Here is a 13,416-nt window from a genome sequence, read left to right as displayed (position 1 = left end):
TTCAAGTCCACGAAGCGATGCACCTCCTCCCGCAGAGCTTCGTGTTTCAGGCGACCCACTCCTCCTCCCAAGGGGAGCCTGACGGAACAGCGGCACTCCTCCTCCCAGCCGTTGTCCAATCTTTTGGAAAAGCCTGCCGCACCTCCTCCCGCGGCGGGCTTTTTCATTTTCCGAAACAAGTCCGGAATTCAGGCGTCAAAGCAGGCTGCCCTGTTCCACCGGCTCCCCGGATTTGGACACGATCGTGGATCCGTACGGTTCGCGTGAGGAGATGATCAGCGCATCATTCGGTAACGGCTGGGCCAGTTCCTTGGCCTCTTCCCATGGCGCCCGCATCCAGATGTCGGTCTCTTCCTTGGTCAGCAAAAGGACCGGCATGGCCTTCTCATGGATCGGCTTCACCAGGTCGTTGGGATCCGTGGTCAAAAACCCATAGAGATCGTCGGTCGTCAGCCCGTCCCTGACCTTTCGGACGCTCTGCCATTGCGGCACATGGAGACCGGCGAAGAACATCAGCGGCTTACTTTCGTCGCGGGCGAACCAGGCATTGGGCACGTTTCCTCCATCCTGCTGGCTGTCCGGATCCGGTTCCGCGAAACTGGTGACCGGGACGAGGCATCTGTTTTCGACGCCAAACCATCGCGTCCAGTGCGGAAAACTGAGCTTGCGCACATTGGTCGTGCCGCGGTCAGCCTCCATGCGGATCAGCTCTTCGAGGTCGAAAGCCTTGCCCTTGGCCGCAAGTTTCTCGGCCTTGGCTTTGGCCGCCTTCTCAAGCGCGAAGCGCGGCGAGGGCAGTCCCCAGCGCGCATGGACCAGTTGCTTCCTGCCATTGGCGGTGTTGCGGACGATCGGCCCCATCTGATCGGGGTTCATCTGGTAGGCCGGCATCAGGTTGATCAGGCTTTCGGCGTCCTGGGCCCACTTCGAGACCCAGTCCTTGTCTTCCATGCGATAAAGATTGCACATTGCAGGCCATCCACTCCACTGAGCTCGAACGAGCACAATCTAGCGCATGGCGCTGGTTTCGCTAGTCGAGCCGGAAGACGTCGGCATTGTCCTGGCGTTCTCGCAAGCCCTTGTAGGACGGATGACGGAGTTTACCGTCGGTCGTCCAGGCGCGAAACTCGATCTCGGCAATCAAGGTCGGCTCGACCCAGATAACATCGGCACCTCCGGAATAGGGCAGGGGCGCCTGCTTTCGCTTCCATCGTAGCGTGTCCAGCATCTTCCGCAACCTGGTGATCTCGGCTTCTTTGAAGCCCGTGCCGACGCTCCCCACGTGGACGAGCTCATCACCACTATATGCAGCGAGCACCAACGAGCCGAAGCCAGCAGAGGACGCTGCCGACTTCTCATAACCGACGATGAAGAAGGCCTCGCTCTGGATGCATTTGACTTTTACCCAATCCCCGGTCCGGCCCGAACGATAGGGCCGGTCGAGGTGCTTGCCGACGATGCCTTCCAGGCCGAGGCGGCAGATATGCTCAAGCAGGACGGTTGGTTCAGCATCGAGTGTTTCCGATAGCCGAATGGCGCCGGCTTCATCATTTTTTGCGCCGTTTAACGTGTCCTCGAGAAGGTGTCGGCGGGACCGGTATTCGACACCGCGCAGATCGTGCCCGTCCAGATAAACAAGATCGAAAGCGTAAAGGACGGCGTTGGAGGCACGGTTGCCAGCCTGTTTGCCGGATGCGCCCAGTGATTGCTGCAGCAGCCCGAAAACCGGCCGACCCTCTTCGTCGAGCACGACGGCTTCGCCATCGATGATCATCGTCGCCGGCCCAAGCGCTCGGGCGGCCTCTGCGATTGCCGGAAACCGGTGCGTCCAGTCATGTCCGCCACGCGTGAGGATCCGGATCCCTTGGGGTTCGATATGCACGGCAAGGCGATAGCCATCCCATTTCAGCTCCCAGCTCCACTCGTTTCCTTTTGGGGGATGGGACTTCAATTGCGCCAGCGCGGGCTCGACGCGCTCGGGCATGGGATCGAACAGCAGCTGTGGTTGGGCTGGATTGCGCTTGCCTCGCGGCCGGGAACGGACCGGGGCCTCGGTGTCACGAAGAAGGGGTTTTGATCTCGGAGGCTTCGGCATGCCGACAGTTCAGCAGAAAAATTCTTTAAGACACTGTGACGATGCCGACTTGTCCCCGCAATTCACACAAAGGGATTAGCGCTCGCAAACGCTCGGAAAAAAATCCGCCGCCCGCTATTCTGCTGATTCCCTTCGGTATTCTGCTGATTTCTAATGTTCAGGATAATATTCCCATTCCTCCGGTTGCTTGACTCTTTTGCTGCTCGGGAACAGAAAGAGAACATCTGCATTTGTCTGACATGATGTCGGCCGCCAACACGACCTTGAAGGGAGCCGTGAACGATGACTGCTGCCCGTGAAAGGGTGATTTCCGATTTGCGCGAGCGCATTGCATCGCTGGAAGGCGTATCAGCAAGGAAAGCCGGCTGTCTGTCCTTTGGGGTGGCGGAAATCGATGCAGTGCTCCCGGGAGGTGGTCTGGCCTATGGCGCCCTACACGAATTTGCAGGCGGCGGGTCGGGCACGGTGGATGGTGCAGCAGCAGCGCTCTGTGCGGCGGGCATTGCGGCCCGCACCAAAGGCCCGATCGTCTGGTGCCTGACGCGCCCCGATCTGTTTTTTCCTGCGCTCGCCCAGGTCGGCCTCCATGCCGATCGGGTGATCTTTGTCGAATCCGACAGGGAGGAGGACGTTCTGGCAAACATGGAGGAGGGGCTGTCCTTTGGCGGGCTCGGCGCAGTCGTCGGTGAACTCGTTCGCCTGCCGATGGTCAGCTCGCGCCGGCTGCAGCTGGCGGCTGAGCGAACGGGCACGATGGCGCTTGCCGTGCGACGTTGGCGGCGACAGACGGAGGCCAATGACTTCGGGCAGCCGACGGCGTCGACGACGCGGTGGCGGGTGAGCGTCATGCCGTCGGAGGAATTGCCAGTGCCGGGTGTGGGGAGAGCCCAATGGTTGCTGGAATTGATGCGCGTGAAGGCGGGTGAATGTGCTGAGTTTCTCGTGAGGGCGTGCGATGACAAGGGTCGTCTCGATCTATCTTCCGGATCTGCCGACGGATCGCATTCGTCGCGCCGATCCGTCTATTCCGCCTGAACAGGCGATCGCCGTGATTGCCAGGAGCGGCTCGAAGCGCTGGGTGTCGGCCGCCGACGCGGCCGCCGGGAAAGCCGGCGTTCATGTCGGCATGCCGGCGGCCAAAGCACAGGCGTTGTTCCGCGGCCTGATGCTGGTCGATGCGGATCCTGAGATGGATGCCGCAGCACTTGAGCGCATTACCCTCTGGGCGCTGACGCTCTATTCGCCGATCGTCGCGGTCGATGGGATCGATGGGATCGTCATGGACACAGAGGGTGCCGATCACCTGCAGGGCGGCGAGCTCGCCATGGTGATGAAGATCGCCAATCAGTTCCTGGCAAAAAAACTCACCGCCCGTGTCGCGATCGCCGACACTTGGGGTGCGGCCCACGCCTGCGCCCGTGCCATCAGCCGCGAAACGGTCATCGTGCCTTCAGGTGAGACCGTCCGCGCCGTCGAAAAGCTGCCGATAGCGTTGCTGCGCCTTCCCGGGAAAGTCGTCGGCGATCTGCGCACGCTCGGCTTCCAGACAATCGGCGAATTGGCCAACACGCCGCGCGCGCCGCTGACGCTCCGTTTCGGTCCGGAGATTGGCCGGCGGCTCGACCAGATGTTGGGCCGCGTCTGCGAACCGATCGATCCGATCCGCACCCCCGAGCTCGTCGAGGTCAGCCGCGCCTTCGCCGAGCCGATCGGTGCTGCTGAAACCATCGACAAATATGTCGGCCGGCTGGTTGTGCGACTGATCGAGGAGCTGCAAAGGCGCGGCCTTGGTGTCCGGCGCGCCGACCTGATCGTCGAAAAGGTTGACGGTACGCGGCAGGCAATCCGCGCCGGCACGGTGAAGCCGGTGCGCGATGTCGCCTGGCTGACCAAGCTGTTTCGCGACCGGACGGAAAAGATCGAGCCCGGCTTCGGTATCGAGAAGCTGACCCTGGTTGCGGTCATAGTCGAGCCGCTGGAGGAGCGCCAGAAATCCTCCTCGCTGGTCGAGGAGGAAGTGAAGGACGTGACGCCGCTGATCGACATTTACGGCAACCGTGGCCAGCGCGTTTATCGAGTGGCACCCGTTGCCTCCGATGTGCCCGAGCGCTCCGTCCGTCGCATCAGTCCTGCTGCCGATCCCGTCGAGCTTACCTGGGTCAGCCATTGGCGCCGGCCTGTCAGGCTGCTGGCGCGTCCGGAGCTGATCGAGGCCATTGTGTTGCTGCCGGACCGTCCGCCGGTCTCGATCACCTGGCGCGGTAAGCGGCGGAAGGTCAAGCGGGCCGACGGTCCGGAACGGATTTTTGGCGAGTGGTGGCAGCGCGACGCCGAGATGGAGGCTGTGCGGGACTACTTCGTCATCGAAGACGAGGCCGGCGAGCGTCTTTGGGTGTTTCGCTCCGGTGATGGCATCGATCCTGACACCGGAAGCCACCGCTGGTTCATCCACGGGATCTTCGCATGAGTTATGCCGAGCTGCAGGTCACGACCCATTTTTCTTTCCTGCGCGGTGCAAGCTCGGCGCAGGAGCTGTTCGAGACCGCCAAGGCTCTCGGCATCGAGGCGATCGGTGTCGTCGACCGCAATTCGCTTGCGGGGATTGTCCGGGCACTTGAAGCATCCCGCGCCACAGGATTACGTCTCGTTGTCGGTTGCCGGCTCGATCTGCAAGACGGCATGTCGTTGCTGGTCTATCCCACCGACCGGGCTGCCTATTCCCGGCTGACCCGCCTGATCACGCTCGGGAAATCGCACGGCGGCAAGAACAACTGTATCCTGCACTGGGACGACCTCATCGCCTACACCGACGGCATGATCGGCATTCTTGTGCCGGACCTGCCGGATGACGCCTGCGCGATCCAGCTGCGCAAGATGGCCGAGCTGTTTGGTGATCGGGCCTATGTATCGCTTTGTCTGTGGCGCCGGCAGAACGACCAGTTGCGGCTGCACGAAATCTCAAATCTCGCAACACGATTTAAGGTGCGAACGGTCGTCACCAATGATGTCCTCTTCCATGAGCCAGGCCGCCGGCAGCTGCAGGACATCGTCACCTGCATTCGCACCCGCACCACGATCGACGAGGTCGGTTTCGAGCGCGAGCGCCATGCCGACCGCTATCTGAAGCCGCCGGAAGAAATGGAGCGCCTGTTTCCGCGATATCCTGAGGCTCTGGCACGAACCATGGAGATCGTCCGTCGCTGCACGTTCTCGCTCGAGGAGCTCACCTACCAATATCCGGAGGAGGCGATCGTGCCGGGCAAGGATGCTCAGGCATCGCTGGAGCACTATGTCTGGCAATGCGTGCCCGATCGCTATCCCGAGGGTCTGCCGCCCGATGTGTTGAAGGTCGTGCGGCACGAGCTCGATCTCATCCGCACCATGAAATACGCGCCCTATTTTCTGACCGTCTTTTCGATCGTGCGCTATGCGCGGTCCCAGGGCATTCTTTGCCAGGGGAGGGGTTCCGCCGCCAACAGCGCCGTCTGCTACATCCTCGGCATCACCAGTATCGATCCCTCGACAAACGATCTTCTGTTCGAGCGCTTCGTGAGCCAGGAGCGCGACGAGCCGCCGGATATCGACGCCGATTTCGAGCACGAGCGGCGCGAAGAGGTGATCCAGTGGATCTACCAGACCTATTCCAGAGAAAAGGCGGCACTCTGCGCCACCGTGACGCGCTACCGGGCCCGCGGCGCGATCCGCGATGTTGGCAAGGCGCTCGGCCTGCCGGAGGACGTGATCAAGGCCTTGTCATCGGGCATGTGGGCCTGGTCGGAGGAAGTCTGCGATCGCAATGTCCGCGATCTCAATCTCAATCCAGACGACCGGCGTCTTGTGCTGACTTTGAAGCTGGCGCAGCAATTGATGGGCGCGCCACGGCACCTCGGCCAACACCCCGGCGGGTTTGTCCTCACCCATGATCGGCTCGACGATCTCGTGCCGATCGAACCGGCGACGATGAAGGATCGTCAGATCATCGAATGGGACAAGGACGATGTCGAAGCCCTGAAATTCATGAAGGTGGACATCCTGGCGCTGGGAATGCTGACCTGCATGGCCAAGGCCTTCGATCTGATCCGCGAGCACAAGGATCGGGATCTCGACCTGTCTGACATCGAGCAGGAGGATCCTGCGACCTACGCGATGATCCGCAAGGCCGATACGCTCGGCACCTTCCAGATCGAAAGCCGCGCGCAGATGGCGATGCTGCCGCGGCTGAAACCCCGAACCTTCTACGACTTAGTGGTGCAAGTCGCCATTGTCCGGCCCGGTCCGATCCAGGGAGACATGGTGCATCCCTATCTGCGCCGACGCGAAGGCAAGGAAGCGGTCGAATATCCGACGCCAGAGCTGGAAGCGGTGCTCGGCAAGACGCTGGGCGTGCCGCTGTTTCAAGAGTCGGCGATGAGGGTGGCGATGGTCTGCGCCGGCTTTACCGGTGGCGAGGCGGACCAACTCCGCAAGTCAATGGCGACCTTCAAGTTCACCGGCGGCGTCTCGCGCTTCAAGGACAAGCTGGTGTCCGGCATGGTGAGGAACGGCTACACGCCGGAATTCGCCGAAAGGACGTTCTCCCAGCTCGAAGGCTTTGGCTCCTATGGTTTTCCGGAGAGCCATGCGGCTTCGTTCGCGCTGATCGCTTATGCGTCGAGCTACATCAAATGCCACTATCCGGAAGCCTTCTGCGCGGCGCTAATCAACTCCCAGCCCATGGGTTTTTACGCGCCGGCGCAGATCGTCGGCGACGCGAGAGCCCACGGCGTCGAGGTGCGGCCGGTCTGCATCAATCGGTCCCGGTGGGACTGCACGCTGGAGCGGATCGGCAAATCTGGCCGCCACGCTGTCCGGCTGGGCTTCCGGCAGGTGAAAGGATTGGCGGTCGCTGACGCGGCGCGCATCGTCGCGGCACGCATGGACAATGCCTTTGCCTCGGTTGACGACATGTGGCGACGATCCGGCGTGCCATCGGAAGCGCTCGTTCAGCTTGCCAAGGCCGACGCCTTTCTGCCCTCGCTGAAGCTTGAACGCCGCGACGCGCTCTGGGCGATCAAGGCGCTGCGCGATGAACCCCTGCCGCTGTTTGCCGCCGCGGCCGAACGGGAGATGGCTGCAATCGCCGAGCAGCAGGAGCCGGAGGTCGCACTTCGGCAGATGACGGACGGGCATAACGTCATTGAGGACTACAGCCATACCGGACTGACATTGCGTCAGCATCCGATCGCCTTCCTGCGCAAGGATTTGTCAGTGCGCAATATCATCACCTGCGCCGAGGCGATGAATTCGAGGGACGGGCGATGGGTCTATACAGCCGGACTTGTGCTGGTGCGGCAAAAGCCTGGATCGGCCAAGGGCGTGATGTTCATCACCATCGAGGACGAGACCGGGCCGGCCAATCTCGTCGTCTGGCCGACACTTTTTGAAAAACGCCGGCGGGTCGTTCTCGGATCCTCGATGATGGCGATCAATGGCCGGATACAGCGGGAAGGGGAGGTGGTGCATCTTGTCGCACAGCAGCTGTTCGACCTTTCAGGCGACCTTGTCGGCCTCGCCGATCGCGATGAAGAGTTCAAGCTTCCGGCAGGCCGTGGTGATGAGTTCGCCAGGGGCGGTGGGCCGGATCCGCGGGACAAGCCGAAGCCTGTTGTAGCCCCGCGCGACATGTTCGTGCCTGACCTTCATATCGATACGCTGAAGGTGAAGAGCAGGAATTTTCACTAAGAAATCTAGCTGGATTGCTGTCCCAAATAAGGCCGTCGGCGGTTCGATTTTGCTCAAGGCGCTCACCTCTAATGATCAAACCTTAGGCTTTCTACCGGACCTCAATGGAGGTCGACGGGAAGCATCGCCGTCTACCTCAACAAAAAGTTCCGCGACATTGACCCCAAGTACCCCAGCAAGTGATTCCAAGGCGGAAACAGTGACGTTTTCCATGCCGCGCTCGATGCGCCTCACATAAGAACGATCGATGTTTGCCTCGAGCGGACCCTTAGACAATGCGTTGCTCTTGCAACTATATCATTTCGAGTCTGCCCCCGCATTATCGACCAATCTGCTGAAGGGTATGAAGTCCTGTTTCGAGCGCTGGATCCCAGAACCGCGTCGAATGGCACGTCCTCGAACACGGCGTCTTCCTTGAACAAGGCGGCGAGTGCATCCGCATCATGCGCGGTTTGGAAGGCTGCGGCCTGCCGGATCAGCGCGATGTTGGTTCACATGGGCGGTTCCTCTGACCGAATGCTCGTCACAGTGAAAATGGACGTGCACGCTTGTCGCCATCAGCACCAAGCGCACACCAAGCGAGCGACGAACTCGCTGCCGACAAAGGCGGGACGGCCGCCGACGCCGGTTACCTTCCGGTTTGGAGGCGCAGGCCTGACCAGTGTGCCGCGAAGGCCCACATGTCCGCTGTCTGCTCGATGATCTTGTCCGTCGGCTTGCCCACGCCGTGTCCCGCTCTCGTTTCGACGCGCAGGAGCCGAGGCCGATTTCCAAGGGCGGCTGCCTGGAGCGCGGCCACATACTTGAACGAATGCGCTGGCACAACTCGATCGTCCGTGTCGCCGGTCGTGGTCAGGATGGCGGGATACTCCGTGCCGTCCCGGACGTTGTGGAGCGGTGAATAGGACAGAAGGTTCTTGAAGTCGGCTTGCACCGCCGGGTCACCGTATTCCTGCGTCCAGAACGTTCCGCCCGTGAACAGGGGGAAGCGCAGCATGTCCAGCACGGCGACGTCGGGTAAGGCCGCGGCAAAGAGATCCGGACGCTGGTTCACCACCGCTCCAACCAGAAGGCCACCGTTCGACCCGCCGTGGATCGCCAGCCCGTCGGGCGGTGTAATGCCCTCGCGCTTCAGGAATTCGGCAGCGGCGATGAAGTCGTCAAAGCTGTTCTGCTTGTTCGCTAGCCGCCCGGCTTCGTGCCACGCCCGGCCATATTCGCCACCGCCGCGGATGTTGGGCATGGCGTAGATGCCGCCTTGCTCCACCCAAGCTAGCGCTTCCGCAGAGAAATATGGGATGAGCGGAATTCCGAAGCCGCCATAGCCGTACAGCATGGTGGGGGCCGGGCCTGTCACGTCCTTGCGCCGCATGACGAACATCGGAATGCGCGTACCATCCTTCGAGGCAAAGAAGCGCTGCTCCACGACGAGTTGATCGAGATCGCTCGCAATCCGGGGCTTCGCCCAGACAGTGCTCGTGTTGGTCGCCACGTCGTAGCGATAGATCGTAGTGGGCGTATCCTGACTGCTGAAGACGTAGAATGACTCATTGTCGCCAGGCCGCCCCCTGAAGGCGCCAGCCGTGCCGGTGCGGGGAAGTTCAACAACACCATCGCGCGTGCCGTCCAGCTTGAAGCGCTCGACCTGCGTCTTTGCATCCACCATGTAGGAAACCACGAGCCGATCGCCGACGATGTTGCTCCCGAGAATGACAGCATCCTCCCGATGCGGGAGGAAGTCCTGGAAAACCGGCTTTTCCGCATCGAAGTTGATCGCGACGACCTTGCCGCGTTCGGCGCCTTCCTCCGTGGTGAAGAACAACCGCGCGCCGACGTTTCCGATCAAGGTCCATGCATGATCGAGCGAGGAGACCAGTGTTTCGGGCGTCCATCCATCCTCCGCCAGATCAATGACGGTAATGCCGTTGCCGCCTCCAAGCCGCGATGAATGGATCACGACATAGCGGCCGTCCGTTGTCGTCAACGCCATGTGGATGAGCGGCCGATCAGTGTCGGAAGCATAGATAAGGCGGTCCTGCGACTGCGGCGTCTCAAGTCGGTGGAAGTTGACGGTATGCTCGAGCACCTGCGCTTCGAAGGCGGCACCTTCTTCTGGCTCGGCATTGCGGGAGTAAAAGAAGCCGGAATCATCCTGCGCCCACCCGATCTTCATGAAGCGCGCCCAGCGGATCTCGTCATCGAGAATCCTGCCGGTGTCGATATCCATTACGCGTATGGTCCGCCAATCGGCGCCGCCTTCCTGGATGGCGTAGGCGAGATAGCGGCCGTTGTGCGAGACCGCCCATTCGGCAAGCGCGGTTGCTCCGTCCTCAGACCAGATGTTGGGGTCGACTACAACGCGATCCGTTCCGTTCTCGCGGACATACAGGACGGGTTGCGCCTCCAAACCGGCGCTTCGCACGAAGAAATAACGGTCGCCGCGCTTTTCAGGTGGGATCGGAAGGCGTTCGTGGTCGAAAAGCGCCTGGAGGCGCTGCTTGAACAGATCGCGACCGGGAAGCGTGGCGAGGTAGTCTTCGGTCAAATCTTTCTGCTTAGTAATCCAGGCTTCAACCTTCCCGTCGCGGCGGATGTCGCCTTCCAGCCAGCGATAAGGGTCGGCAACCGTTGTGCCGAAATGCGTTACGACGGTTTCGGTGTGCTCGGTGAGCGGATAGGTCATTGTGTTTCCCTTGTTTTCGGATGATGCCGTGTTAATTTCCGGCAGGAGAGCTATGGCCAATGCCGTCGCCGCCAGGGCGACGAGCCTCGTTTGCAACGAATGCCGCGCCTCGCGCTTGGATGAAGATTCGCGCCATACAAGGCGCGGGATAAGCAATCTCATGGGAAACCCCTTGTTGTCGGGCGCCGCAGCGTCTGCCGCCGCGACGCGGAGCCGGCGTACGGAAGTATCAGCGGCCGACTGTTCCTATCGCCTGCACTCGCGCCGGTCAGGATCCCGCCTGCAGCGGTCCCAGCGCGCGCGGTCGGCCATGACCTGAGCGTCTCTCGCAATCTCTTGCGTCAATCGGGTCCGCTCGAGCGACTCCCGTTGCGCGTTGTCGCGCCGCGCCTGTTGTTCCAACATGCAGTTCGTATAAGCGCGGGACCCGTAGGGTGCCCCAAAGCTCTGGCAGGTATTCGCGTCCCTGTACTGCCGTTCTTCCGTCGACACACACGCTGATAGAGCGAAGCCAACGAGGGCGATGGAGAGGATGGCTACCGCGGGCCGACGATCGTCAATGGAAGGGCGTTGCAGCATTCTGTTGATCTCCTTTCGAGAATGAGCGCTGGCGGTTCGTTGACGACGCGAGCGAGACACAGCGGCGCCCCGCGGCCGCCATGACCAGCCGAAACCCCACAGAGCAGGAGAAGATTGCGGCAACATTGTCCGAGTTTGCAAAATCCTCCGGGAGCAGTCCGATCGCCGCTTGGATGCGCCTTTCCGGCGCTAAGCACACAACCGAGAAAAATCAGCGCGCGGCGCGTTAGTTATACGTCCTTCGGACAACCGTTCGGGAACGTTGCAGTGGTCATCACGACCGAGTTCGAAGTGGAGAATCCGCTCATCCCTAAAGGCCCCGACCTTGAGCCTCGAAATTCGGGCTTCTGAACTCACGATCAGTCGCGGCGTGGCCACATTTGCATTTTAGTTATGGCATTATCGATGTGATAGCCAGGAGTTATAAGTGGATTTGAACGCAGCCCTGAAGGCATTCATCAGAACAGTAGAGAAGGGCTCCATGACCGGCGCGGCTCGAGATCTCGGCATCTCGCAGCCCGCTGTTACAAAACATCTTCTCAATCTTGAGCGACATCTGAATGCACGGCTTCTCGAGCGATCGCCCCAGAATATCCGCCCGACCACACACGGTCTGGAGCTTTACGAAGCAAGCCGCGGCGCGATCGCATCCATCGATGCCGCCCTCGAGGGTATCCGATTGAACGTAGGCGAAATCGAGGGCAATCTCCGCATTCATGCGCCATCCTGTATCGGTTCAAAGCACCTCCACGGCATCCTTCTGGATTTTCAGGACCTGCATCCAAAAATTGCCGTCGATCTTGTCTTGGACGACCGTACCGTCGATCTCATCTATGAGAATTTTGATCTCACGCTACGCTATGGCCGGATAGAGGCTCAGGAGGTCATTGCCCGGCGCTTTGGCTGGATGCAACGTATTCTCGTTGCCGCTCCCAGCTATCTGGAACGCGTCGGCGAGGTGAGGTCTCCGGAGCAGTTGTCAGACCTCAGCATAATTTCGACCTTCGTCGTCCTGTCGGGCAAGAATATGTTGCCGCTGATGCGATCCGGATCTCCGACAATCGAAATTCCGGTCAAACCTGTCTTCCGGACGAATGATGCTCACGTTCTTCTCAACACGCTCCTGGCAGGCCGGGGGATCGGACAGGTGCAATGGTGTCTCGTAACAGACCTGATCGCCGAAGGCAGGCTTGTGCGCGTACTCCCCGCCTACGCAGTGAAGCCGACTGAGGCGTTCCTTGCCTACCCGTCGAACAAGTTCATGCGTCCCGTGGTGCGCGCCTTTACCGACTTTGTCATGCCGCGTCTGAAAGAAATTGAAGGAATAAGCCAAAGTGCTGATGATTTGGGATGCGCTTTATAACAATCGGTTATGCGCGCAATTACTCGATAAACGATAGACATTACTCGCACGAAATTGTTCTTCTGGTCCCGAGATGTTGCCATTCGGGCAACGACGGTTAGAGACCAGTGAATACTATCTATGCAGCTAGTGACCCATCATATATCCCGCCGCACCTTTCTCCTTGGCTCCATGTCCGCCACCGCCGCTCTTTCCGGCTGCGCGACGAACAACCCAAGTCCGGAGCAGATGACGTTGGCGAAGCAAGTTCAATCACCTTCGCCAGTTGCATCCGATCCTGAGCTTCTAGCTCGTTATGCGGCATTCGAGGATGGAGGGCACTTCGTGCCTGCCATCCCCTACCAGAATATGGACCGGAAGTATTATCGCCAGCGTGTTGCTGACCCGACGGGAGAAAAGGTTGGCACGGTGGTCGTCGATACGCCCAACCGTTTCTTATATCTCGTTGAAGAGGGCGGTACGGCCATGCGGTACGGCGTCGGCATAGGCCGAGACGGGTTTGCCTGGAAGGGCGAGGGTATCATCCACTGGCGCCAGCCGTGGCCACGATGGAAACCTCCTGCAGAGATGATCGCTCGTCAGCCGGAATTGGAAATCTATTCCGTCGCGAACGGCGGCATGGATCCCGGGATCATGAATCCGCTCGGCGCACGGGCGCTCTACATCTTCCAGAACCGACAAGACACTCTATATCGGCTACACGGTAGTCCCGAGTGGCAGTCTATCGGCAAGAGCGTCTCTTCCGGATGCGTAAGATTGATCAACCACGACATCGTCGATCTTTATGACCGTGTCCCCTATCATGCGCGAATTGTCGTGCATCAGGAACCATTTATCAGGATGGTATAGGTTTCGAGATAAGGCTCACTTGGCGGGGCCGGAAGGTCGGTGAACGCCTTGTACGGCAAGCGGTCCAGGACGCCTGACGAGAAGGGACCGCAATTATTCCCGTCGTCGTGAGTGGCAGGATATTCT

9 protein-coding genes are annotated in these 13,416 nt (G+C 60.4%); 5 read left to right on the top strand and 4 right to left on the bottom strand.

Annotation, left to right across the window (positions count from 1 at the left end):
• Nucleotides 1–195 precede the first annotated feature (195 nt).
• Nucleotides 196–969, bottom strand: coding sequence for an SOS response-associated peptidase family protein (locus tag HFO71_RS32825; protein WP_221976914.1), 774 nt, complete (start codon nt 967–969; stop codon nt 196–198).
• A 61-nt stretch (nt 970–1,030) separates the two neighbouring features.
• Nucleotides 1,031–2,095 (bottom strand): non-homologous end-joining DNA ligase, encoded by a 1,065-nt coding sequence (gene ligD / locus HFO71_RS32820; RefSeq protein WP_221976913.1) that lies wholly within the window; start codon nt 2,093–2,095, stop codon nt 1,031–1,033.
• 282 nt (nt 2,096–2,377) lie between these two features.
• Here ligD and HFO71_RS32815 point away from each other — a divergent pair, with 282 nt between their 5' ends.
• Genes HFO71_RS32815 through HFO71_RS32805 form a run of 3 tightly spaced genes read left to right on the top strand, consistent with a single transcriptional unit; the run spans nt 2,378 to nt 7,816 of the window.
• The gene (locus HFO71_RS32815; RefSeq protein ID WP_025395830.1) at nt 2,378–3,130 is read left to right on the top strand and encodes an ImuA family protein; all 753 of its coding nucleotides are present in this window, start codon (nt 2,378–2,380) and stop codon (nt 3,128–3,130) included.
• The gene (locus tag HFO71_RS32810) at nt 3,051–4,562 is read left to right on the top strand and encodes a Y-family DNA polymerase (RefSeq protein WP_221976912.1); all 1,512 of its coding nucleotides are present in this window, start codon (nt 3,051–3,053) and stop codon (nt 4,560–4,562) included. Before HFO71_RS32815 ends, HFO71_RS32810 begins: the two co-directional genes overlap by 80 nt.
• Complete coding sequence (locus HFO71_RS32805) at nt 4,559–7,816, top strand: error-prone DNA polymerase (protein WP_221988912.1); 3,258 nt, start codon at nt 4,559–4,561, stop codon at nt 7,814–7,816. Before HFO71_RS32810 ends, HFO71_RS32805 begins: the two co-directional genes overlap by 4 nt.
• A 75-nt stretch (nt 7,817–7,891) precedes the next feature.
• Here the strand turns inward: HFO71_RS32805 and HFO71_RS32800 are convergent, their stop codons facing one another.
• Together HFO71_RS32800 and HFO71_RS32795 are read right to left on the bottom strand one after the other, a co-directional pair.
• Nucleotides 7,892–8,092: a helix-turn-helix domain-containing protein gene (locus HFO71_RS32800; RefSeq protein ID WP_017957066.1), complete on the bottom strand. Its 201-nt coding sequence runs from the start codon at nt 8,090–8,092 to the stop codon at nt 7,892–7,894.
• A 352-nt stretch (nt 8,093–8,444) separates the two neighbouring features.
• Complete coding sequence (locus HFO71_RS32795; RefSeq protein WP_245007055.1) at nt 8,445–10,661, bottom strand: prolyl oligopeptidase family serine peptidase; 2,217 nt, start codon at nt 10,659–10,661, stop codon at nt 8,445–8,447.
• Between the two features lie 844 nt (nt 10,662–11,505).
• Between HFO71_RS32795 and HFO71_RS32790 the strand changes: the two genes are divergently transcribed.
• Both HFO71_RS32790 and HFO71_RS32785 read left to right on the top strand, forming a co-directional pair.
• Nucleotides 11,506–12,441, top strand: coding sequence for a LysR family transcriptional regulator (locus HFO71_RS32790; RefSeq protein WP_014989617.1), 936 nt, complete (start codon nt 11,506–11,508; stop codon nt 12,439–12,441).
• A 120-nt stretch (nt 12,442–12,561) separates the two neighbouring features.
• Nucleotides 12,562–13,290 (top strand): L,D-transpeptidase family protein, encoded by a 729-nt coding sequence (locus HFO71_RS32785; protein ID WP_221988911.1) that lies wholly within the window; start codon nt 12,562–12,564, stop codon nt 13,288–13,290.
• The last annotated feature ends 126 nt before the right edge of the window (nt 13,291–13,416 follow it).

This window comes from Rhizobium laguerreae (assembly GCF_019778565.1).
GTDB lineage: Bacteria > Pseudomonadota > Alphaproteobacteria > Rhizobiales > Rhizobiaceae > Rhizobium > Rhizobium laguerreae.
The sequence above is the reverse complement of the archived record's forward strand: the minus strand, read 5'-3'. Positions and strand labels throughout refer to the sequence as shown.